Source organism: Frigoribacterium sp. Leaf415 (assembly GCF_001424645.1).
Taxonomy (GTDB): Bacteria; Actinomycetota; Actinomycetes; order Actinomycetales; family Microbacteriaceae; genus Frigoribacterium.
The window spans coordinates 2,956,938-2,977,655 of sequence record NZ_LMQR01000001.1; the positions used below are offsets into that span (position 1 = coordinate 2,956,938).

The window sequence follows — 20,718 nt, forward strand, 5'->3', positions numbered from 1 at the left end:
CCGGGAGGCGCGGGTCGGCTCGACGTCGAGAGGCCGGGTTGCGGCACCGGGGTGAGGTTAGGCTAACCTAAGCGCGTGACCACCGACCTGCCCCTCGCGGCCACCGCACCCTCCTCGGCCGCCCTCCGCGCCGACGACGTCTCGGTCGCCTACGACGGCGTCGACGTCGTCCGCGGGGCCCGCCTCGAGCTGCGCCCCGGCTGCGTCACCGCCCTCGTCGGCCCGAACGGCAGCGGCAAGTCGACCCTGCTGCGCACCCTCGCCCGGCTGCAGAAGCCGCGCACGGGCTCGCTCACCCTCGCCGCGCCTCCTCGTGGCGACGATGGGGCCGGCGAGTGGGCGGAAGATGCTGCTCCCGGTCCGGCGAAGGACACTTTCCGCCCACTCGACCCGGCAAGCGGCGGCCAGGGCCACGACCAGAGCCAGGGCGAGGGCGTCGACGGGTTCGAGCTGTCGCTGCGGCAGTTCGCTCGGCGCGTCGCGCTGCTGACGCAGGGGCGCCCGACCCCCGGCGGCCTCAGCGTGCGCGACGTCGTCGAGTTCGGGCGCTACCCGCACCGCGGCCGCTGGGGGCGCTCCGACCCCGAGGGGCCCGCGGCCGTCGACCGGGCGCTCGAGCTCACCGGCGTGGCCGACCTCGCCGACCGCGGCGTGGACCAGCTCTCGGGCGGCCAGCTGCAGCGGGTCTGGCTCGCCAGCTGCCTCGCGCAGGACACGGGGGTGCTGCTGCTCGACGAGCCCACCACCTACCTCGACCTGCGCTACCAGGTCGAACTGCTCGACCTGGTGCGCGACCTGGCCGACTCGGGCCGCATCGCGGTCGGAGTCGTCCTCCACGACCTCGACCAGGCCGCCGCGCTCGCCGACCGCATCGTCGTGCTGAGCGAGGGCCGCATCGTCGCCGAGGGCGACCCCGGGGACGTGCTGACACCGCGCCTCCTGACCGACGTCTGGGGCATCCGCATCGACGTCGACACCGACCCCACCACCGGCCACCTGCGCACCCGCGCGATCGGCCGACACCACACCCGGGCCGAGACGCCCGTCCGATGAGAGAGACACCACCCGTGACCCAGCGCCTTCTGACGACGCCCCGCCACACCCCGACCTCCGGCGGCCCCGCCCGCCGCCCCGCCCGACGGCTGCTGACGGTCACCGCCGTCGCCGCCGCCGCGGCCCTGACCCTCGCCGGCTGCGGCACCACCGAGTCGGCCGACGCCGGCTCGACCTCGGGCAGCGGCGAGCAGATCACCCTGACCGACGGCACTGGGGCCGAGATCACCCTCGACGGTCCGGCGACCAAGGTCGTCGGCACCGAGTGGAACGTCGTGGAAGACCTCGTCGCCCTCGGCGTCGAGCCCGTGGGCGTCGCCGACGTCAAGGGTTACAACGAGTGGGGCGCGGCCGTGCCGCTGACCAACGAGCCGACCGACATCGGCACCCGCGGCGAACCGAGCCTCGACACGGTCGCGTCGCTCGCGCCCGACCTGATCGTCGCGACCGACGGCCTGAGCGCCGACGCCGTCGAGCAGCTGAAGGAGATCGCTCCCGTCCTGCAGGTCACCTCGGCCGACGCCTCGCGCCAGATCGAGCACAGCATGGACAACCTCGACCTCATCGCCGAGGCGACCGGCACCGAGGACAAGGCGACCGAGGTGAAGAAGGAGTTCACCGACGCCGTCGAGTCGGGCAAGCAGGCCCTCGCCGACGCCGGGCTCGCCGGCACGCCGTTCGCCTTCGCCGACGGGTACGTCGACGCCGGCCAGGTCAGCATCCGGCCCTACGCCAAGGGCTCGCTCGTCGCCGACGTCACCGAAGAGCTGGGCCTGACCAACGCCTGGACCGTCGAGGGCGACGAGGCGTACGGCCTCGCCTCGACCGACGTCGAGGGCCTCACGCAGCTGCCCGCCGACGTGCAGTTCCTCTACATCGACAACACGGCCGCCGGTGCCGACGACCCGTTCGCGGTGTCGCTCGCCTCGAACGCCGTCTGGACGTCGCTGCCGTTCGTGCAGTCCGGTGACGTGCACCGCCTCGACGACGGCATCTGGATGTTCGGTGGCCCCGCCGCGATGACCGCCTACGTCGACTCGCTGGTGTCGACCCTGACGAAGTAACCGGCACCGTGAGCACGACCGTCACCCCCACCGACCCCGCGCCGTCCCGGCTCGACGAGCCCGCCGCCGGGCCCGACGAGCGGGCGCTCCGCGCGGCACGAGCCCAGGAGGCGCGGCTCGCCGCCCCCCGTCGGCTCACGCCCGGGTCGGTGGGCGTGACGGTCGCGCTGGTCGCCGTCGTCGTGGTGCTCGCCCTCGTGGACGTCACGCAGGGCACCGCCGACGTCGGCGCCCGACAGGTCTGGCAGGCGCTGACCGGCACCGCGACGGCCGGCGACGCGTCCGTGGTGGTGGCCTCGCGCCTCCCGCGGATGGTCGCCGGCCTGCTGGTCGGCGTCGCCCTCGGCGCCGCCGGTGCGGCCCTGCAGCAGATGAGCCGCAACGTGCTCGCCTCGCCCGACACCCTCGCCGTGAACGCCGGCGCCTACGTCGCGCTCGCGCTCGCCGCCGTCACCGGGCTGAGCCTGCCCCTGCTCGCGTCGTCCGGCGTCGCCTTCGTCGGTGGGCTGCTCGCCGCGGGGCTCGTGCTCGCCGTGTCCGGGCTGGGAGCGGGCACCGTGCGGCTCGTGCTCGCCGGCAGCGCCCTCGCCCTCGGCCTCGCCTCGGTGACCAGCGCCCTCCTGCTGCTCTTCCCGCAGCAGACCGCCGGGCTCTACGCCTGGGGCCAGGGCAGCATCTCGCAGAACGGCTTCGACGGCGTCGTCCAGCTCGCCCCCGTGATCGTCGTCGGGCTGCTGGTGCTCGTCGCGATGAACCTCCGCGTGGACGCCCTCGCCCTCGGGGACGACGCCGCCCGCAGCGTCGGCGTCGACGTCCGCACCACCCGCGTGGTGACCGTCCTCGCGGCCGTGCTGCTCTCGGCCGCCGCCGTCACCCTCGCGGGGCCGATCGGCTTCGTCGGCCTCTGCGCCCCCGCCCTCGTCCGGCTGCTGCGTCGGGCTGTGCCCGCCGTCCGCCGCTTCCTCGTCTTCCTGCCCCTCGCGGCCCTGGCCGGCGCCGCCCTCGTGCTCGGCGCCGACGTGCTGCTGCGCGCCCTGGTCGGTGCCGAGACGTCGGTCCAGGTGCCGACCGGCGTGGTGACCTCGCTGCTCGGGGCGGTCGTCCTCGTCGTGTTGGCCTTCCGGGCCCGCGACCACGGCGGTGTCACCCCGACCGACCGGCACCCCGTCGTCTCGCGCCTGCGCTTCGTGGTCGTCCTCATGGTCGTGCTCGCCGCCCTCGTCGCCGTCGTCCTCGGCTCGGTGCTGCTCGGCGACGCCAAGCTGCTGCTCGGCGACGTCGCCAACTGGGTGGCCGGCCGGTCCGGCCGTGTCGTCACCTACGTGCTCGACACGCGCGTGCCACGGGTCGCGGCCGCCCTGGCGGCGGGCGCGGCGTTGGCGCTCGCCGGCACGCTCGTGCAGGCCGTCACCCGCAACCCGCTCGCCGAGCCGGGCATCCTCGGCGTGACGGGCGGAGCCGGCCTCGGGGCCGTGCTGCTCGTCACCACCGTGCCGCTCGCGACCGGCTGGGGAATCGCGGGTGGGGCGTTCGCCGGAGCCGTCGCGGCGGCCGTGGTCGTGTTCGGCCTCGCCTCACGCGGCGGCTTCCCGCAGAACCGGCTCGTGCTGATCGGCATCGGCGTCTCGACGGCGTCGGCGGCCGCCATCAGCCTGCTGATCGTCCTGACCGACCCGTTCAACGGCGCGAAGGCGCTGACCTGGTTGTCCGGCTCGACCTACGGCCGCACGTCGGACGACACGCTGCCGGTGTCGCTGGTGCTCGTGGCCGCTCTCGTCGTGGTCGTGCTGCTGCGTCGTCGCCTCGACCTGCTCGGGGTGGACGACGACACCCCGCGCCTCCTCGGGGTCTCGCTCTCGCAGTCGCGGCTGGTCTTCCTGTCGCTGGCGGTGCTGCTCACGGCGACGGCCGTGGCCGCCGTCGGCGTGGTCGGGTTCGTCGGGCTCGTCGCCCCGCACGCCGCACGTTCGCTGGTCGGACGACGGCACGCGCGGGTGCTGCCCGTGGCCGTGCTGCTCGGCGCGGTGCTGGTCTGCGCCGCCGACGTGCTGGGCCGCACCCTGATCGCCCCGGCGCAGCTCGGCGCCGGCCTGCTGACCGCCGTCATCGGCACGCCGTACTTCGTGTGGCTGCTCTGGCGCGGGCGGGCCTCGGCTAGCTGAGGCGCCGGCGCCGGCGCTGCTCTGGCGCTGGCCCTGGGGTCCGCGCCCGTGCCGGTCGAGTGGGCGGAAAACGTCCTTCGCGCCTCGACGAAGGACCATTCCTGCCCACTTGACCCGCGCCTCCCGGGGGTGCGGAGGTCAGGAGGCGCGGCGCAGGCCCCGGAGCAGCACCAGTCCCGAGACGCCCCCGGCCAGGTAGCCGAGCAGGTCGGTCGCCGCGAACGTCGAGCCGAGCACCCAGGCCGCAGGCGGGAACGCTGCCGAGGCGGCGGCGGGCAGCCCGGTCAGCTGCAGCAGCTCGACCCCGACCGAGGCCACCGTGGCGGCACCGGCCGTGACGAGGGCGGGCAGGCGCGGGGCGACGAGCGCGAGCAGCAAGGCGAGCAGCACCGTGTAGAGCGCCGAGCCGAGCAGGTCGCCGGCCAGTCCGGGCACGGCGAGCTTCGCGGCGACGCCGAGCACGACCGTGAGCGTGACGGACAGCAGCAGCGTCCGCCGCCCTGGAGCATGGTCCACCCCGCGTGCCCCTGACATGTCACATAGGCCAGTGGGCGGGGCCGGGCACCGCCAGGTCACGGCCCCGGGCAAGAGTGAAGCCCACGACCGCAGCAACGATCGTGGGCTTCGTTTGTCCTCCGAGTGGAAGACCAGGGATGCAAGCAATCCCGAGTTCACTACTCGGTCGATTGTAATCCAGGTCCGCCTGGATCGCATCCCTGGCACCTTCCGCTCCTCGTGTCCGCCGGCGCGCACACCAGGAGGTGATCCTCATGTCGAAAGACGCCGAGGGCCAGCCCAGGAAGACCGTGCCGTGGCTGCAGATCGCGACGTTGTTCGTGACTGTGACGCGGCTCGCGCTCGACCTGTGGCGTAAGGGCTATGAGAGGGCGCCCCCGTGGCCCTGCGTCTCGGGGGCGTTCCTCACCGACGCGACCCGCGCCTCCTGGGCTGGGGGGCTCAGGAGGCGCGGGTCGCGTCGGGCAGGTCAGGCCGCGTCGACGACGCGCGAGACGTCCGCGCCGACGCGCTCGCCGGCGACCGTGCCCGAGAGCCCGGCGCTCGCCAGGAAGCGGTCGGCGGTGCGCAGGCCGAGCGCCATGATCGTCAGCGCGGGGTTGGCGACGACGGCGCTCGGGAAGACCGAGTTGTCGGCGATCCAGAGGTTCGGCACGTCGAAGCTGCGCCCGTCGGGGTCGACCACGGCCGTCGCCGGGTCGGTGCCCATGCGGCAGGTGCCGATCGTGTGCGCGGTGCGGGCCAGCACGCGGATGTCGCGCCCGCCGGCCGCCTCGACGATGGCCGTCATCGTCTCGACGGCGTGGTCGTCGATCGCCTTCTCGTTCTCGCCCGGCGTGAAGGTGACGACGACCTTGGGCATGCCGAACTCGTCGACCTCGTCGGACAGCGTCAGGCGGTTCTGCTCGCTCGGCAGGCACTCGGCGTTGATGCCGACGCCGGCCATGAAGCGGTAGTCGTCGAGCGCCTTCACGAGTTCGGGCCCCCAGAGGCCGGCGCCGCGGGCGAGGGTCGTGGCCAGGGTCAACGGCATCGCGCCGAGGCTCTGGATCAGGTAGCCGCCGACGAAGTCGACGCCCTCGGGCCGCATGGTGTCTTCGGTGATGATCGACGACGGGTACCCGCGGTAGCCGCGCATCTCGGTGTCGAAGGTGCCCCAGACCTGGGTGGCCCCGTGGGCCATGAAGTTGCGGCCGACCTGGTCGCTGCTGTTCGCGATGCCGGCGTGCAGCAGCAGGCGCGGCGTCTCGACGCCGCCCGCGCAGAGGAAGAGCGCGGCCGTGCGCTGACGGTGCTCGACGCCGTCGCGCACGTAGACCACGGCCGACACCTCGCCGGCCTCGTCGAGCTCGATGCCCGTGACCATCGACTCGGGGCGGATCTCGGCCCCGTTCGCGACGGCCATCGGCAGGTAGCTGGTGTCCATGCTGACCTTGGCGCCGCTGCGGCACCCCTGGTGGCAGTTGCCGCAGCCGACGCACGCCGGGCGCGTGCCGACGTGCTCCTGGCGCCAGTCACGGCTGACCAGGGCGGCGGGGGCGTCGGTCGCCCGGATGCCCAGGGCCTCGCAGCCGCGGATCATCATGTCGCTCGACGCGTTGCGCGCGGGCGGGGGCATCAGGTACGAACGCGACGGGTCCCACGGGTAGTCGGCCGGCCCGGAGACGCCGACGAAATGCTCGACCTCTTCGATGTAGTCGATCAGCTCGGCGTGGTCGACGGGCCAGTCCTCGCCCTTGCCGGTCAGCGACTTCAGCTTGAGATCGCGCTCGTCGGGGCGGGGCGTGAACGCACCCCAGTGCAGGGTCGAGCCGCCGACGCCCTTGCCGCTGTTGTTCTGGCCGAAGGCGGTCGGGGTCTCACCGCCGCTGAGGCGCTCGTCCATCCAGTTGATCTTGACGGCCTCGATCTCGTCCTGCGTGTACTCGTCGGGCTCGAAGTTCGGGCCGGCCTCGAGGGCGACGACCTTGAGGCCCTGCAGGGCGAGCTTGGCGAGGATCGGGGCGCCGCCGGCGCCGGTGCCGATCACGACCGCGTCGACGACCTCGGCCTCGTCGTAGGTGCGTTGTCCGTCGAGCTTCATCGGGTGACCTCCATGGCTGGTTCCCAGCCCTCTCGTTGGCCGGCGCCGAGCCGGCTGAATCCTTGCAGGGCGCGACCGGCACGGCCGTTCGCGAAACCGTCGAAGCCGATGCGTTCCATCGTCGCGGGGTGGGCGAGCCAGAGCTTCACCAGGTCGACGCGGCAGTCCTCGAACCATGCGGCCAGCTGTTCGGCCGAGAAGGAGTCCGTGGCGGGTGCCTCGCCCGCGACGATCGCGGCGAGCCGCTCGTCCTGCTGCTCGTCCGTCAGGCCGGTGAAGTCGGCGAGGGCGTCGAGGCCCAGCGCGTAGGCCTCGGGGTCGCTCGGCAGGTCGGCGTTGCGCCAGCCGTCGCCGTAGCCGGCGGCGAGTTGGGCGTCGACCCGCGCGGCGAGGTCGATCGCATGCGTGGGGTCGTCCTGCGGCACGACGCGGGCCGCGACGGCGCGCAGCGTGGTCAGCTGCGCCTCGGTCAGCACCTGCGGGGCGTAGCGCGGGTCGTCGGCGACGGCGCGCTTCGCGAGGATGCCGCGCGTGTTCGACGCCGTACGGCTCGATGCGATGACGCGGGCGAAGTCGTCCGACATCGCCGGAGCCCGCCCGGCGTCGTCGCGCCAGAACGTGCCGATGGCCCCGGCGACCTCGGTCGGCCGCTCGAGCGGCAGCAGGTGGCCCGCGCCGTCGAGGGTGAGGTGCGTGGCGCGCGGGTAGACGGAGCCGTTGAGGCGACGCTGGGCGTCCTCGCCGAGCGGGCCGTCGGCCCCGCCGGCCACGATCAGGGCAGGCAGGTCGAGGGTGCCGACCTCGGCCGACCAGTCCTCGCGGCTGCCGCGGTCGAACCAGGCCGTCCACGCCTCGGGGGAGGTGCGGTGCAGGTCGGCGAGGGCCTGGTCGTCGAGCACCGCGGGCAACGGGTCACCCACGTTGTCGTCGACGAAGGCGCGGGTCGTGTCGGCGTCGAGCGGGCCGTCGGCGGCCGCGGCGATCATCTGCTCGCGGTTCGCCTCGTCCATCGGCTCGGGTGACGGCGGGGAGGCCGCGAGCAGCACGACCCCGGCGAGCCCGAAGAGGCCGCCCTGGCCGGCGAGCGTGCGCGACGCGACGATCGAGGCGATCTTGCCGCCCATGCTGTGGCCGACGAGCAGCCAGCGGGTGGCGCCGTGTCGGCGGATCTGCCGGGTGACCTGGCGGACCATGTCGTCGACGGTCACCCCGTCGGCCGTGGTGGCGTCGCCGAAGCCGGGCAGGTCGAGGGCGACCACCTCGAAGTCGTCACCCAGTGCATCGGTGAGGGGCCCGTACTCGAGACGGCTCATGCCGAGGGCATGCAGGCAGAACAGGGTGGGGCGGGTGGTGGTGGTGTCGCTGGTCACTCGGACTCCTCGGAGAAGACGTGGTGCCGGGCGACGTCCCCCGTCGTCCCGACTAGGACGACGCTACGTCCGGCCGCCGACATCGGGCCGAAAGAGGGCGTGCGGACCGTGCCGGTGGTACGACTGTCTGCCCGAGGACGGTGGTCGGCACGCTGGGAGGCGTACCCCGAGGAGGCGCGGGCGGCGGATGCTCAGGAGTCGCGCCTTGTGCGCGCCCCGCCGCCCCGGGAGGATGGGCGGATGGAAACCGTCATCATCGCCCTCATGGTCATCGGGTCGATCGTCGTCATCTTCGGCATCGTCTTCTTCCTGGTCGCGGCGGTGCTGCCCTCCCGTGCGCCGCGCGCCGACCGCCGCGGTCGCGGCGGACGCCCCGCCGCCCGCACCCGCTAGCCCGGGCCCGGGGCACGACGATGGACACGGGACTCGTCGTCCACCTCCAGCGTTGCGCGGCCCAGCTGGTGACCCGCCACGAGCTCCGCGACCGGTTCGACCTCGCGCGGACGGTCACGCACTCCGCAGACTTCCCGCGCCGCGCGGCTGCCGAACGGGCGGCCGACGAACTGCGCAGCTCGGGCTACGACGCCACGGTCACCCGGCACGGTCTGCTGGGGGCCGAGCTGCGGGCCAGCCGTGAGGACGCGCTCGACGACGACCGCGCCGTGACCTTCACCCGCGAGGTGTTCGACGTCGTGCAGAGAGCCGGCGGTCGGTACGACGGCTGGAGTGCCGAGGTCATCGCCGAAGCCCAGGCCTGAGCCGGCTGCCCCGTCTGTGCCCCCGCGTCGAACCACCGATGTGGTGTCGAACCGTCGATGTGCGTGGTTCGACACCACATCGGTGGTTCGACATCGGCTCCCGCCCTACGGCACGATCGCGTCGACGTAGCCGCCGTCGACCCGCAGCGCCCCGCCCGTCGTCGCCGAGGCGAAGCGCGAGCTGAGGTAGACCACCATGTTCGCGATCTCCTCCGGCTCGATCAGGCGCTGGATCAGCGACTGCGGCCGGTGCCTCAGCATGAACTCGTGCTGTGCCTCGTCCCAGGGCAGGTCGTCGCCGACCAGCTCGCGCACGAACTCCTCGACGCCACCCGTGTGCGTCGGCCCGGCGATGACGCTGTTGACCGTCACGCCCGAACCCGCCGCCGCCTTCGCGAACCCCCGTGACACCCCCAGCAGCGCCGTCTTCGACACCCCGTAGTGGATCATCTCGACCGGCGTCACGATCGCCGAGTCGCTCGCGATGTACTGCACCCGGCCCCAGCCGCGCTCCATCATGCCGGGCAGGTAGGCCCGCGTCAGCCGCACCGCCGACAGCACGTTCGTCTCGAAGTAGCGCCGCCACTCGTCGTCGTCGATGCTCAGGGCGTCGGCCGAGCCGAAGACGCCGAGGTTGTTCACCAGCACGTCGACCTCGGGGAAGGCCGCGACCGCCGCCTGGGCGCCCGTCTCGGTGGCCAGGTCGGCCGCGAGCGTGACGACCCGCGCCTCCCGGGTGTCGTCGTCGAGGGCGGCGAAGTCGGCGTCGCTCGCCAACGATTCGAGGAGGCGCGCCCGGGCCGCCCCCGTGGTCTCGGTCGAGCGTCCGTTCACGATGACGCGGGCCCCGGCTGCAGCCAGCCCCCGGGCGATCGCGAAGCCGATGCCCTGGGTCGATCCGGTGACGAGTGCGGTGGTGCCGTCGAGTTCGATCTTCATGGGTCCATCCTGCTGGCCCGCCCCCGGGTGCCTGCCGAGATGTCACGACTTGCCGCTCACCTTCGAACCTGAGCGGCAAGTCGTGACATCTCGACGCAGGGGGCAGGGGGCAGGGGGCAGGGGCAGGGGCGGGCTCAGCGGCGGCGGGGCACGACCATCGGCGACCCGGTCACGGGGTCCGGCACGACGACGCAGGGCAGGTCGAACACGTCGGTCACGAGCTGCTCGGTCAGCACCTCGGCCGGGGTGCCCGTCGCCACCACGTCGCCGTCGGCCATCACGATCAGGTCGGTCGCGTACCGCGCGGCCTGGTTGAGGTCGTGCAGCACCGCGACCACGGTCGTGCCCTGCCCGTGCAGCCGGGCGAACAGGTCGAGCAGGTCGTACTGGTGGGCGATGTCGAGGTAGGTCGTCGGCTCGTCGAGCAGCAGCACCGGGGTCTGCTGCGCGAGCGCCATCGCCACCCACACGCGCTGGCGCTGCCCGCCCGACAGTTCGTCGACCGGCACGTCGACCAGCTCGGTGAGGTCGGTCTCGGCCAGGGCCGCGTCGACGGCCTCGCGGTCGGTGCCGGTCCACTGCCGGAAGAGCCCCTGGTGCGGGTAGCGGCCACGCGAGACGAGTTCGGCGACCGTGATGCCGTCGGGTGCGGTCGAGGTCTGCGGCAGGAGGCCGACGATGCGGGCCACCTCTTTCGCCGGCACGCCCGCGAGCTCGCGTCCGTCGAGCAGGACCGACCCCGACCGGGGCTTCAGGAGGCGCGCGAAGGCCCTCAGCAAGGTCGACTTCCCGCAGGCGTTCGGCCCGACGATGACCGTGAACGAGCCGTCGCGCACGTCGGCGTCGACGGCCTCGCTCACCGTGCGCCGGTCGTAGGCGAGGTGCGCTCCGCGGGCGACGAGGAGGGAGGCGCGGGTCCCGTCGGAGGCGCGGGCGGCGTCGGTCGCACCGGTCACGTCGGTCGCACGGGTCGCGTCGGGCGCACCGGTCACGTCGGGAGCGGGCGGGCGGGTGGCGTCGTTCACGCGGACCTCCGGGATTCCGAGACGAGCAGCGTGATCAGGTAGATCCCACCGATCACGAGGGTGACGAGGCCGACCGGCACGGGGTTGGCGGCCACGTGCTGGGCGATCAGGTCGGCGACGAGCAGCAGCACCCCGCCGACGAGCCCGCCCGCGACGAGCGGCACCCCGGCCGAGCGCACCAGGCGTCGGGCGAGCTGCGGCGCGGCCAGGGCCACGAACGCGATCGGCCCGGTGCTGGCGGTCACGACGGCGGTCAGCGCGACGCCGACCACGACGAGCGCCAGGCGCGACCGTTCGGCGCTCAGGCCGTGCGACCGGGCGGCATCGTCGCCGAGCTCGAGCTGACGCAGCGGCCGCGACAACCCCATCACGAGCGGGGTCAGCACGACGAGCAGCACCAGCGCCGGGACGAGCTGCTGCCAGCCGACCAGCGCGAGCGAGCCCGCCCCCCAGAACGAGGCGGTCAGCGCCACCTCGGTCTGGGCGCGCAGCAGCAGCCAGCTGTTGACCGAGTGCAGCAGGGCCGTGACGCCGATGCCCACGATGATCAGCCGCAGTCCGTGCACGCCGCGGCGGTAGGCGAGCACGTAGACGACGAGGGCGGTCACGAGCCCGCCGATCAGGGCGCCGACGGCCGTGCCGATCGTCGAGGCCGCACCCGACACGATGACGACGATCGCCCCGGTGTAGGCGCCGGTCGAGAAGCCGATCACGTCGGGCGAGCCCAGCGGGTTGCGGGTCAGCGACTGGAAGATCGCGCCCGAGACGCCGAGCGCGGCGCCGAAGACGAGGGCCGCGAGGACGCGCGGTAACCGCCAGTTCAGCACGATGGTGGACGCGAACCCGTCGCCGCCGAACAGCGCCCGCACGACCTCGGGCGGGCTGAGCGGGTAGTCGCCGATGCCGAGGGCGACGATCGCGACGACGACGGCCACCACGACCAGCACCAGCGTCGCCGTGCGTCGCCGCCCGCCGGTCGAGCGCCACGAGCACAGGAGGCGCGGGCCGACACCCGGGGACGCCGACGTCGTCCGTGTACCCGGCGTCGTCCCCGTGCCAGGAGTCGTCCGTGTGCCCCGAGTCGAGCGCGTGCCCGGTTCGTCCGCCCGCGTCATGCGCCGCCCACCCGTCGGCGTCGGGCGATCGCGATCAGCACGGGAGCGCCGACGGCGGCCGTGACCAGCCCGGCGGCCAGCTCGCCCGGGGGAGCGACTACGCGACCGAGCACGTCGGCGAGCAGCAGCAGCACGGGCCCGAGCACGGCCGAGAGCGCGGTGATCCACGGCTGGCTGGGGCCGACGACGCCTCGGGCCGCGTGCGCGACCATGAGCCCCACGAACGCGATGGGCCCGACCACGGCGGTCGCGCCTCCGGCCAGCAGGGTGACGACGACCAACGAGACGACGCGGACGGCGGGCACCGAGACGCCGACCGACGCGGCGTGCTCGTCGCCGAGCGCGACGGCGTCGAGCGGACGCGAGGCGATCAGGGCGACGACGACCCCGGCCGCGACGAAGGGCAGCACGGTGACCACGGGCTCCCAGCCGCGGTCGGCGAGCGAGCCGACCTCCCAGGCGCGGACGGCGTCGAAGCGGCGGGGGTCGGCCAGCACGATCGACGAGGTGATGCCCGCGAGCACCGACCCGAGCGCGAGGCCGGCGAGGGTCAGGCGGGCGGGACCACCGCCTCCTCGTCCGGCGCCGCCGATCAGCGCGACGGCGACCGTCGCGACACCGGCGCCGACGAACGAGAACCAGACCCAGCCGCTCGCCGAGGTGACCCCTGCGAAGCCGACCGCGAGAGCGACGGCGAAGGCGCTGCCCGAGGTGACGCCGAGGATGCCCGGGTCGGCCAGCGGGTTGCGCGTCACGGCCTGCACGACGGCGCCGGCGACCCCGAGCCCGGCGCCGGCCACGATCGCGGCGACCGTGCGCGGCAGGCGGAGGTCGAGCACGGCGGTGGCGTCGGCCGTGTCGCGGCTCGCGGCCCCGGTGAGGATGCGCAGGACCTCGTCGAGGGCGACCGGCCGCGCGCCGACGGCGAGGCCCAGCACGACGGCGAGGGCCAGCAGGGCCAGGGCGGCCAGGAGGGCGAGGAGGCGCGTGCGGGTGCGCCGGGAGCCTCGCGTCGGTCGCGGGGCACGGCCGACCGTGAGCGCTCGGGGCATCGCCATGATGATTAGCTTAGGCTACCCTCACTTGGAGTCCTGTCGGGCGGCGCCCGCCGTGACACCCGGCACCCGACCTCCCGCCCGACACCACGTCACAGCACCGACGTCACAGCCCTGAGGAACACATGCGCAAGACACTCTCGATCGCCGCCGCCGTGGCGGTCGCCACCCTCGCCCTGGCCGGCTGCTCGGCCGACACCGACTCCGACGACGCCGCCGGCGGCGCCTCGGGCGGGTCGGGCGCGTTCCCCGTCTCGATCGAGACGAAGTTCGGCGAGGTCACCGTCGAGAAGAAGCCGACGCGCGTCGTCGCGCTGGGCTGGGGCGACGCCGAGGCGGCGCTCGCGCTGGGCGTGCAGCCCGTCGGGGCGTCGGACTGGCTGGCCTTCGGCGACGAGGCCGACGGCGTCGGCCCCTGGGCGCAGGGTCTCTACGACCAGGCCCCCGAGATCATCGGCACCCTGGAGCCCTCCTACGAGGCCATCGCGGCCCTCGAGCCCGACGTGATCCTCGACACCAAGAGCTCGGGCGACCAGGAGCGTTACGACCGCCTGTCGAGCATCGCCCCGACCGTCGGCGTGCCCGAGGGCGGCGACAGCTACCTGACCGACTTCGACGACCAGATGGAGCTCGTGTCGAAGGCGCTCGGTGAGGAGGCCAAGGGCGAGCAGCTCGTCGACGAGAACGAGAAGGCCGTCGAGGCCGTCGCCGCCGCCCACCCCGAGTGGAAGGGCAAGACGATCACCGCCGCCACGAAGACCAGTGAGGGCTGGGGCGCCTACGTCGAGGACAGCGAGCGGGTCGACCAGCTCGAGGCGCTCGGCTTCGAGCAGAACCCCGCCATCTCGGCGCTGCAGCCGAACGCCGGTGGCTTCTCGGTGTCGATCTCGAGCGAGCAGCTCGACCAGATCGACGCCGACGTCATCGTGGCGTTCCCGATCTACATCGACACCACCGAGATCACCGACGACCCGCAGTGGAAGGCCCTGTCGGCCGTGCAGGACGGCCACGCGGTCGTCATCGACGGTGACGTCGCCGCCGCGTACTCGCTCGGCTCGGCCCTGTCGCGTCAGTACGCGCTGGACAAGCTGGTGCCGCTGCTCGAGGGCGCCACGAAGTAGTCGCCGCGCCCGCGCCTGTCGCGGTTCGTGCCGCGACGAGCAGAGCGGGCGGGTTCGTCCGATGTGGGCGTCGTCGGACGCCCGCATCGTCCGGACCCGCCCGTTTCTGCGTGTTCGACAGCACCCGGGTGTGCCAGATCGCTGCAGAGGGTGAAAGATGTTCTGGTGACCCACGAGCTGCACGACCTGATGACCCCCGAGAAGAACGTCCAACGCATCATGTGGACCGGCACGATCTGGTTCGTCGCCGCGGTCGGCAGCGTGGCGGTGGCCCTGGGGCTGCTGCTCTCGTCCGGCTGGCGTCCGGCGTTGCTCTCGGCCGGTGTGGCCACGCTGTTCTGGGTCGGTGCCGCGCTCGTCGCCCTGAGCGTCGGCCTGATCGGCTGGTCGGGCTGCCCGATCCTCGAGGTCGACGTCCCCACGGCGGACCGCAACAAGACCCGCACCATGCAGGCCGGCACGATGCTCTTCATCGTCGGCGGTGCCGCCGCGCTGCTCGCCGTCCTGCTCGGCCCCGCGAGCTGAGCCCCGCGAGCTGAGCCCCGCCAGCCGAGCGGGGGACACCTCACGACGACCCGTCACTAGGGTGGCGCGAATGAGCGAACACGAGCCCACGACGACGGCCACCGCCGTGCCGGGCCCCGACTGGACCGAGCACGTCGTGTGGTGGCACGTGTACCCCCTGGGATTCGTCGGGGCGGACACGACGGGAGCGGACCGCTCGCCGGCACCGCGCCTCCTCGATCTCGTGCCCTGGCTGGACCACCTGCTGGCGCTCGGCGCCAACGGGCTCGCCCTCGGGCCGGTCTTCGCGTCGTCGACCCACGGCTACGACACGATCGACTGGTTCACGGTCGACCCGCGCCTCGGCACCGAGGCCGATCTCGTCACCCTGATCGAGGCCGCCCACGCGAAGGGCGTGAAGGTCATGCTCGACGGCGTCTTCAACCACGTCGGCCCCGAGTTCCCCGCACTGGTCGAGGCCCGTCGTGACCCCGACTCCCGCGAGGCCTCGCTGTTCCGACGCGAGGCCGACGGCAGCCTGGGCACCTTCGAGGGGCACGGCGGGCTGATCGCCCTCGACCACTCGTCACCCGAGGTGGCCCGCACGGTGACCGACGTCCTGATCCACTGGGCCGACCGCGGCGCCGACGCCTGGCGCCTCGACGCCGCCTACTCGGTGCCCTCGGAGTTCTGGGCGACCGTGCTGCCCCCGCTGCGCGAGCGGCACCCCGACGTGTACGTCGTCGGCGAGGTGCTGCACGGCGACTACGCCGCGGCCGTCCGCGACGGAGGCCTCGACTCGGTCACCCAGTACGAACTGTGGCAGGGCGTCTGGCACGCCCTGGCCGAGGTCAACCTGTTCGAGCTCGAGTGGGCGCTGCAGCGGCACGACGGGTTCCTCGACGACTTCGTGCCGCTGACCTTCGTCGGCAACCACGACGTCACGCGCATCGCCAGCCAGATCGACGACGAGCGCCACCACGACCACGCGATCGTGCTGCTCTTCACGCTCGGCGGCACGCCGTCGGTCTACTACGGCGACGAGTTCGGGTTGCGGGCCGTCAAGGAGGCGCGGGTCGGCGGCGACGACGCCGTGCGTCCCGCGTTCCCCTCGACGCCTGCCGAGGCTCCGGGTGCCGGCGTGCCGGACGCCCTCCCCGAGGTCCTCGCCCTGCACCAGGAACTGATCGGCGTGCGACGCCGGCACCCGTGGCTGCACACCGCCCGCAGCCGCACCGTGTCGGTCGCGAACGAGTCGCTCGTGCTCGAGGTGCGCGGGGTCTCGTCCGACCAGGCGCTGGTCGTCGCACTCAACCTCGGCGACGACGAGCTGCGCGTGGCGGACCCCGCCCCGGGCGAATGGCTGGCCGGCCGGGACGCCGGCCTCGACGGTGACGTCCTGTCGGTGGGGCCGCACGGCTGGGCGGTCGTCGCGCGCGCCTGACCCGGCCCGCGCCTCCCGGGGTCGCCGGTCGAGGTCGTCCGTCGCTCGTGGGCATCCCCTGGGAGTCGCGACGAACCCGGCCGGGCCGTCGCTACCGTGCCACGCATGGCTAAGACACGAGAGCTACTCATGACCTCGACCCTCGCCGTCGGTGCGCTGGTCGCCGCCACCGGGTGCACGTCCGACCCCGCCGTCACGGCCCCGACGGCCGCGAGCACGGGCTCGCCGAGTGCCACCGCGACGGCTGCCACCCCGGCCGACGCGCAGCAGGCCTCCGCCGAGCAGGCGATCGTCGTCCGCTACCTCGACGCGATCGCGGACGACGACACGGCCGCCGCGTGGGCTCTGCTCAGCCCCGAGGCGCAGCAGTTCTACGGCACCGAGCAGACCTTCGCGTCGTCCTCGCCGAGCGACGGGACGGTCACGCCCGACGAGGCGGCCGTCCTGGCCGACGCCGAACTCGCCTCCGCCGAGGGCCCCGAGGGCGCCTTCACCCTGGTGAGCGCCACGACCGACGACCTCGCCGACGCCTGGGTCGTACGCGAGACCTCCGACGGCCTCCGCGTCGACGACGCCGGCGTGCCGCCGACCGGTGACTCGCTCTACGAATGGGACAACCCGGCCGCCGGCGCCGAGGACCAGACCGCAGGAGGCGCGGCGTACGACACCACGGCCCCCGCGTCGATCTCGTTCGCCAGCCCGCAGAGCCAGGACCAGACCGAGCCGAGCGTCGTCGGCTACCCCGACACGCTCTGGGTCTTCCTCGACGGGCAGCAGCTGCCGTCGATCGAGGCCGTGTCGGCCGGCTCGGGCAAGCGCTTCACGACGGAGGTCGGCGCGTCGAGCGGGGCCGGCCGCGGCCTCACCGTCGTGTGGCAGACGGGTGCCGACTCGCTCGGCTGGCGCAGCAGCACCGTCCTGCTCTGAGGTCTGAGCTCTGAGGCCCGAGGTCCCAGTTCCGTGCTCGCGCTCGTGACGGCCGGCCGCACCTCGTCCTCGCCGCCCCATGAACCCGGTTTCGAACGATGAACCCAGAAGCTCGTGGGTTCATCGTTCGAAACCGGGTTCATGGGCGTGCGGCAGCCGTGCCGCCGCGGGCCACGGACAGTCGCGCGGCGGACGGCGGCGGGCAGCCGGGCCCTGCTCAGCGGCGGCGCAGCAGCGCCATCGCCTCGAGGTGCGGCGTCTGCGGGAACATGTCGAACACGCGCGTGGTGACCACGTCGAACGACGGCATGGCGTCCAGGTCGCTCGCCAGGGTGACGGGGTTGCAGCTCGAGTAGACGACGTGCTCGACGTCCGACTCCTCGAGCCAGCCGGCCAGCGTGGCGCCGATGCCGCGTCGCGGCGGGTTGACGATGACCAGCTCGGGAGGCGCGGTGCCGCTCCCCGGGGACCCCGGCTCCGCGGATGCGGATGCGGACGCGGATGCCGACGCGGTCGTCGCGAACCGGGTCGCGTCGTCCGCCGCGAAGCGCACGTGCTCGAGGCCTGCTCGACGGGCGCTGCGCCGGGCGCTGGCCACCGCCTCCTCGCTGGTCTCGATGCCGACGACCTCGCGGTGCCCGTGCCGACTCGTCCGGCCGGCGCCCGGGCGCGCGACGTGCAGGGCGAACCCTCCGACGCCGCAGTAGAGGTCCCACACGGTGGCCGGGTCGATCGTGTCGACCCACTCGGCGGCCTGCGCGTACAGCCCGGCCGCGATCGCCGTGTTCGTCTGGAAGAAGCTCTGCGGGCGCAGCTCGAGGTCGACCCCGCCGAGCTGCATGGTGAGCGTCTCGCGGTCGGTCAGCACGATCTCGTCGGCGCCCTCGAGCACGGCCTTGTGCTCGGGCAGCAGGTTGACCGACACGACCGCCACCTGCGGCAGGGCCTCGAGCAGCCAGGGCAGCTCGGCCCGTAGCCGCGGCAGGGCCTGCTCGCTCCGCAGCACGAAGCGCACCATGAGCTCGCCCGAGGGTGACTCGGTCACGTGCACGTACTTCGCCTCGCCGCGGCGTTTCGGCACGTCGTACGGCAGGAGGCGCGCGCGGGTCACGAACGCCGCCAGCGTCGGCAGCACCTCCTGGATGCCCGCCGTGTGCAACCCGCACCCGCGCAGGTCGACGCCCTGCCCGCGTCCGTCGAGGATGCCGAGCGTCGGCTCGTCGATCGTGCCGCCGACGACCATCTTCGCCTTGTTGCGGAACCCCGACTCGGGGCTGGTCAGCGTCGGCAGCCAGGCCGCGGGGGAGTGGCGCTCGCCGAGGAGGTCGCGGACGCGCGCCTCCTTCTCGGCGACCTGCACCGGGTAGGGGCGGTCGAGGAGCGTGCACGAACGGCACAGTCCCGCGTCGAAGTAGTCGCACTGCATGGCGGGCCGAGTCTAGGCGAGGGGCGCCGGGTGGCGGCCCGCGCCTCCTCGGCTGCCCCGCCCCTCGCGTCGAGATGTCACGACTTGCCGCTCAGGTCCGGACGTGAGCGGCACGTCGTGACATCTCGGCGGGATGCGGCCCGGGTCAGAGCTGGGTGATGCCGCGGACGAGGGCGAGGGCGCTGCCGACTGCGGCGAGCGTCAGGACGAGGATGCGGCCGACCCGGGCCGGCACGACCTTGCTGAGGTGGTGCCCGACGAACGCGCCGACGAACAGCAGGCCGAGGGCTCCCGCCCACACGGGGATCGGCTCGGAGGGGATGCCCTTCGTCAGCACCGAGGTCAGGTTGACCGCCAGCAGGAACACCTGGCCGGTGCCCACGAAGACCTCGCGCGGCCACCGGTCGCTCGTCGCGTGCACCGTGAGCGCCGGGCCGCCGACGCCGGCCGTCACGTTCATGAAGCCGCCCAGTGCCCCGGCGGCGACGGCCCCGACCCGGCCGGGCAGGAGGCGCGCGCGGCTCGAGAACGCCATCACCAGCACTCCGACCAGGGCCAGGGCGCCCACCGCGATGGTCAGCGGACCGGTCGGGGCGGTCTGCACGACCCACGCGCCGATCGGGATCGTCACGAGCGCGGGCAGGACGAGGAGGGCCGCCGTCCGCCACCGCACCGTGCGCCAGGTGCTCGCCAGCACGACGAGCGCGAGCACGGCGGCGAGGGCGTTGCCGACCGAGACGCCAGCCTCGGGGCCGAGGACCACGACGAGCAGGGGTGCGGCGGTGAGCGCGAAGCCGATGCCCGCCATGCGCTGCGTCAGGGCGCCGACCACGATGGCCGCGGCGGCGAGGGCGAGCGTCAGCGGGGTCACGCCGCCACGCTACCGGGCGTGGGTGCGGAGGCGCGGCGCTGTGCCAGCAACGGGCCACGACGCCAGGCGGTGAGCACAGCGCCAGGACTAGTCGTGGCGCTGTGCCCATCTCGTGGTGTTGTGCGGCGTCAGTAGGGTGGCGGCATGACCGACTCGTCGAAGACCGTCCAGTTGCGCCGCTACGAGCTCGTCGAGGGGGTGCTCGACGACTTCGTCGCCTGGTTCACCTGGACGCTGATCCCCGCCCGGCTGTCCGAGGGCTTCGAGATCGAGTTCGCCTACGCCGACCGCGACGCGAACCAGTTCGTCTGGGCCGTCAGCACCCCGGGCGACGCCGCGCGGTTCGCCGAGGTCGAGGCCGCCTACCTGCAGTCCGAGGCGCGCGCCGCGGCGTTCGCCGGCCAGCCCGTGCGGGTGGCGACGCAGCACGTCACGCTCGTCGAGCCCGTCGCCTGACCGCCCCGCCCGACGACACCGCCGAGTGGACAGGACGCCGCCGAACACCGCGGTGTCTCGTCCACTCGGCGGTGCCCCGTCAGCACGGCCGACGTCGGTGCGGTGACGGCTCCGGGCAGGCCCGACTAGAGGGCGTCGACGAACATCTGGGTCGCGAGCGGCACGTTCGTGGCGTTCGACGACGGGTCCCAGCCGACGACCGCGACGGCGTCGCCGCCGACGCGGGCGGTCAGGCCGACCAGGGTGAAGCTGCCGCCGCCGACGGTGCCCGTGACGCGCCAGCCGAGCGATTCGTCGGTGCCCGTGAGGGTCGGCTCGGTGGTCTCGACCGTGGTCTGCACGGGCTGGCCCTGCATCGTGAAGAGGGCGGTGCCGTCCGCGCAGCGGGTCAGGGCGTCGGACGCCTCGGCGACCAGGGCCGAGGCCGCGTCGTCGTCACCCGTGCTCGCGACGACGGCGGTCATCGAGCGGTCGTTGCTCGTGCCGAACTCGAGCGCACCGTCGGGGGCGGCGTCGTCCCAGCCGACGCCGAACGGGGCGAGGCAGCTCGGGTCGCTCGCGGTCAACCCCGGGTAGACCGAGTCGAGCAGCTGGTCGGTCGTGTCGAACTCGTCGGGCACGAACTGGATGCCCGTGAAGACGGACGCCAGTTCGGCGTCCGAGAGGGCGGCCGAGGAGGCGTCGGCGGTCGCCGTGGCCGACGGGCTCGCCGCGGTGGTGGCGCTCGGCGTCGTGGTCGGCTCGTCGCCGGCACCCCCTGAGCACCCGGTCAGCAGCAACACGAGAGCGGCGGCCCCGACGGGCAGCGTGATCCTGATCGACATGTCGT

Annotated in this window: 20 protein-coding genes; 10 read left to right on the forward strand and 10 right to left on the reverse strand. The window is 73.7% G+C overall.

Going from position 1 to position 20,718, the window contains the following annotated elements:
• The first annotated feature begins 75 nt into the window (after positions 1 to 75).
• The 3 genes from ASG28_RS13745 (at position 76) to ASG28_RS13755 (ending at position 4,279) form a co-directional block, all read left to right on the forward strand.
• Entirely contained in the window at positions 76 to 1,053 is a 978-nt protein-coding gene (locus ASG28_RS13745; protein WP_167599055.1) for an ABC transporter ATP-binding protein, read from the forward strand.
• A gap of 89 nt (positions 1,054 to 1,142) precedes the next feature.
• The gene (locus ASG28_RS13750; protein ID WP_235477921.1) at positions 1,143 to 2,117 is read left to right on the forward strand and encodes an ABC transporter substrate-binding protein; all 975 of its coding nucleotides are present in this window, start codon (positions 1,143 to 1,145) and stop codon (positions 2,115 to 2,117) included.
• A gap of 8 nt (positions 2,118 to 2,125) precedes the next feature.
• Positions 2,126 to 4,279 carry an iron ABC transporter permease gene (locus ASG28_RS13755; protein ID WP_082454672.1) on the forward strand — a complete coding sequence of 718 codons (2,154 nt, stop codon included), beginning with the start codon at positions 2,126 to 2,128 and terminating at the stop codon, positions 4,277 to 4,279.
• A gap of 138 nt (positions 4,280 to 4,417) precedes the next feature.
• On the opposite strand, the gene ASG28_RS13760 is transcribed toward ASG28_RS13755, so the two are convergent.
• The 3 genes from ASG28_RS13760 to ASG28_RS13770 all read right to left on the reverse strand — a co-directional run bounded on the left by ASG28_RS13760 (position 4,418) and on the right by ASG28_RS13770 (position 8,248).
• Complete coding sequence (locus ASG28_RS13760) at positions 4,418 to 4,795, reverse strand: DUF2809 domain-containing protein (RefSeq protein ID WP_055976185.1); 378 nt, start codon at positions 4,793 to 4,795, stop codon at positions 4,418 to 4,420.
• Positions 4,796 to 5,264: 469 nt separating this feature from the next.
• The gene (locus ASG28_RS13765) at positions 5,265 to 6,878 is read right to left on the reverse strand and encodes a GMC family oxidoreductase (protein ID WP_082454674.1); all 1,614 of its coding nucleotides are present in this window, start codon (positions 6,876 to 6,878) and stop codon (positions 5,265 to 5,267) included.
• Positions 6,875 to 8,248, reverse strand: coding sequence for an alpha/beta hydrolase (locus tag ASG28_RS13770; protein WP_055976188.1), 1,374 nt, complete (start codon positions 8,246 to 8,248; stop codon positions 6,875 to 6,877). The genes ASG28_RS13765 and ASG28_RS13770 overlap by 4 nt, the downstream gene beginning before the upstream one ends.
• Positions 8,249 to 8,488: 240 nt before the next feature.
• On the opposite strand from ASG28_RS13770, the gene ASG28_RS16540 reads away from it, so the two are divergent.
• Both ASG28_RS16540 and ASG28_RS13775 read left to right on the forward strand, forming a co-directional pair.
• Positions 8,489 to 8,641 carry a hypothetical protein gene (locus ASG28_RS16540; RefSeq protein WP_156155479.1) on the forward strand — a complete coding sequence of 51 codons (153 nt, stop codon included), beginning with the start codon at positions 8,489 to 8,491 and terminating at the stop codon, positions 8,639 to 8,641.
• Positions 8,642 to 8,661: 20 nt separating this feature from the next.
• Positions 8,662 to 9,006: a ribonuclease E inhibitor RraB gene (locus ASG28_RS13775; RefSeq protein ID WP_055976191.1), complete on the forward strand. Its 345-nt coding sequence runs from the start codon at positions 8,662 to 8,664 to the stop codon at positions 9,004 to 9,006.
• 105 nt (positions 9,007 to 9,111) lie between these two features.
• On the opposite strand, the gene ASG28_RS13780 is transcribed toward ASG28_RS13775, so the two are convergent.
• The 4 genes from ASG28_RS13780 to ASG28_RS13795 form a co-directional block, all read right to left on the reverse strand.
• Complete coding sequence (locus ASG28_RS13780; RefSeq protein WP_055976194.1) at positions 9,112 to 9,945, reverse strand: SDR family NAD(P)-dependent oxidoreductase; 834 nt, start codon at positions 9,943 to 9,945, stop codon at positions 9,112 to 9,114.
• Between the two features lie 134 nt (positions 9,946 to 10,079).
• The gene (locus ASG28_RS13785) at positions 10,080 to 10,901 is read right to left on the reverse strand and encodes an ABC transporter ATP-binding protein (RefSeq protein ID WP_055977694.1); all 822 of its coding nucleotides are present in this window, start codon (positions 10,899 to 10,901) and stop codon (positions 10,080 to 10,082) included.
• A 65-nt stretch (positions 10,902 to 10,966) separates the two neighbouring features.
• Positions 10,967 to 11,917: a FecCD family ABC transporter permease gene (locus ASG28_RS13790; RefSeq protein WP_235477804.1), complete on the reverse strand. Its 951-nt coding sequence runs from the start codon at positions 11,915 to 11,917 to the stop codon at positions 10,967 to 10,969.
• A gap of 164 nt (positions 11,918 to 12,081) precedes the next feature.
• The gene (locus tag ASG28_RS13795) at positions 12,082 to 13,143 is read right to left on the reverse strand and encodes a FecCD family ABC transporter permease (protein ID WP_055976196.1); all 1,062 of its coding nucleotides are present in this window, start codon (positions 13,141 to 13,143) and stop codon (positions 12,082 to 12,084) included.
• A 122-nt stretch (positions 13,144 to 13,265) separates the two neighbouring features.
• Here ASG28_RS13795 and ASG28_RS13800 point away from each other — a divergent pair, with 122 nt between their 5' ends.
• From ASG28_RS13800 to ASG28_RS13815, 4 genes are all read left to right on the forward strand, one after another.
• Complete coding sequence (locus ASG28_RS13800; RefSeq protein WP_055976200.1) at positions 13,266 to 14,261, forward strand: iron-siderophore ABC transporter substrate-binding protein; 996 nt, start codon at positions 13,266 to 13,268, stop codon at positions 14,259 to 14,261.
• Positions 14,262 to 14,426: 165 nt separating this feature from the next.
• Positions 14,427 to 14,786 (forward strand): hypothetical protein, encoded by a 360-nt coding sequence (locus ASG28_RS13805; protein ID WP_055976205.1) that lies wholly within the window; start codon positions 14,427 to 14,429, stop codon positions 14,784 to 14,786.
• A 70-nt stretch (positions 14,787 to 14,856) separates the two neighbouring features.
• Positions 14,857 to 16,209: an alpha-amylase family glycosyl hydrolase gene (locus tag ASG28_RS13810; protein WP_055976206.1), complete on the forward strand. Its 1,353-nt coding sequence runs from the start codon at positions 14,857 to 14,859 to the stop codon at positions 16,207 to 16,209.
• A gap of 105 nt (positions 16,210 to 16,314) precedes the next feature.
• Positions 16,315 to 17,136, forward strand: coding sequence for a hypothetical protein (locus tag ASG28_RS13815; RefSeq protein ID WP_157485753.1), 822 nt, complete (start codon positions 16,315 to 16,317; stop codon positions 17,134 to 17,136).
• Positions 17,137 to 17,353: 217 nt separating this feature from the next.
• On the opposite strand, the gene rlmC is transcribed toward ASG28_RS13815, so the two are convergent.
• A complete protein-coding gene (gene rlmC, locus ASG28_RS13820) occupies positions 17,354 to 18,562 on the reverse strand; it encodes a 23S rRNA (uracil(747)-C(5))-methyltransferase RlmC (protein WP_055976212.1) in 1,209 nt (402 codons plus the stop codon).
• A gap of 145 nt (positions 18,563 to 18,707) precedes the next feature.
• The gene (locus ASG28_RS13825; protein WP_055976215.1) at positions 18,708 to 19,433 is read right to left on the reverse strand and encodes a sulfite exporter TauE/SafE family protein; all 726 of its coding nucleotides are present in this window, start codon (positions 19,431 to 19,433) and stop codon (positions 18,708 to 18,710) included.
• A 144-nt stretch (positions 19,434 to 19,577) separates the two neighbouring features.
• Between ASG28_RS13825 and ASG28_RS13830 the strand changes: the two genes are divergently transcribed.
• Positions 19,578 to 19,889 (forward strand): hypothetical protein, encoded by a 312-nt coding sequence (locus ASG28_RS13830; protein ID WP_055976219.1) that lies wholly within the window; start codon positions 19,578 to 19,580, stop codon positions 19,887 to 19,889.
• Between the two features lie 125 nt (positions 19,890 to 20,014).
• Here the strand turns inward: ASG28_RS13830 and ASG28_RS13835 are convergent, their stop codons facing one another.
• Positions 20,015 to 20,713: a hypothetical protein gene (locus tag ASG28_RS13835; protein ID WP_055976221.1), complete on the reverse strand. Its 699-nt coding sequence runs from the start codon at positions 20,711 to 20,713 to the stop codon at positions 20,015 to 20,017.
• Positions 20,714 to 20,718 lie beyond the last annotated feature (5 nt).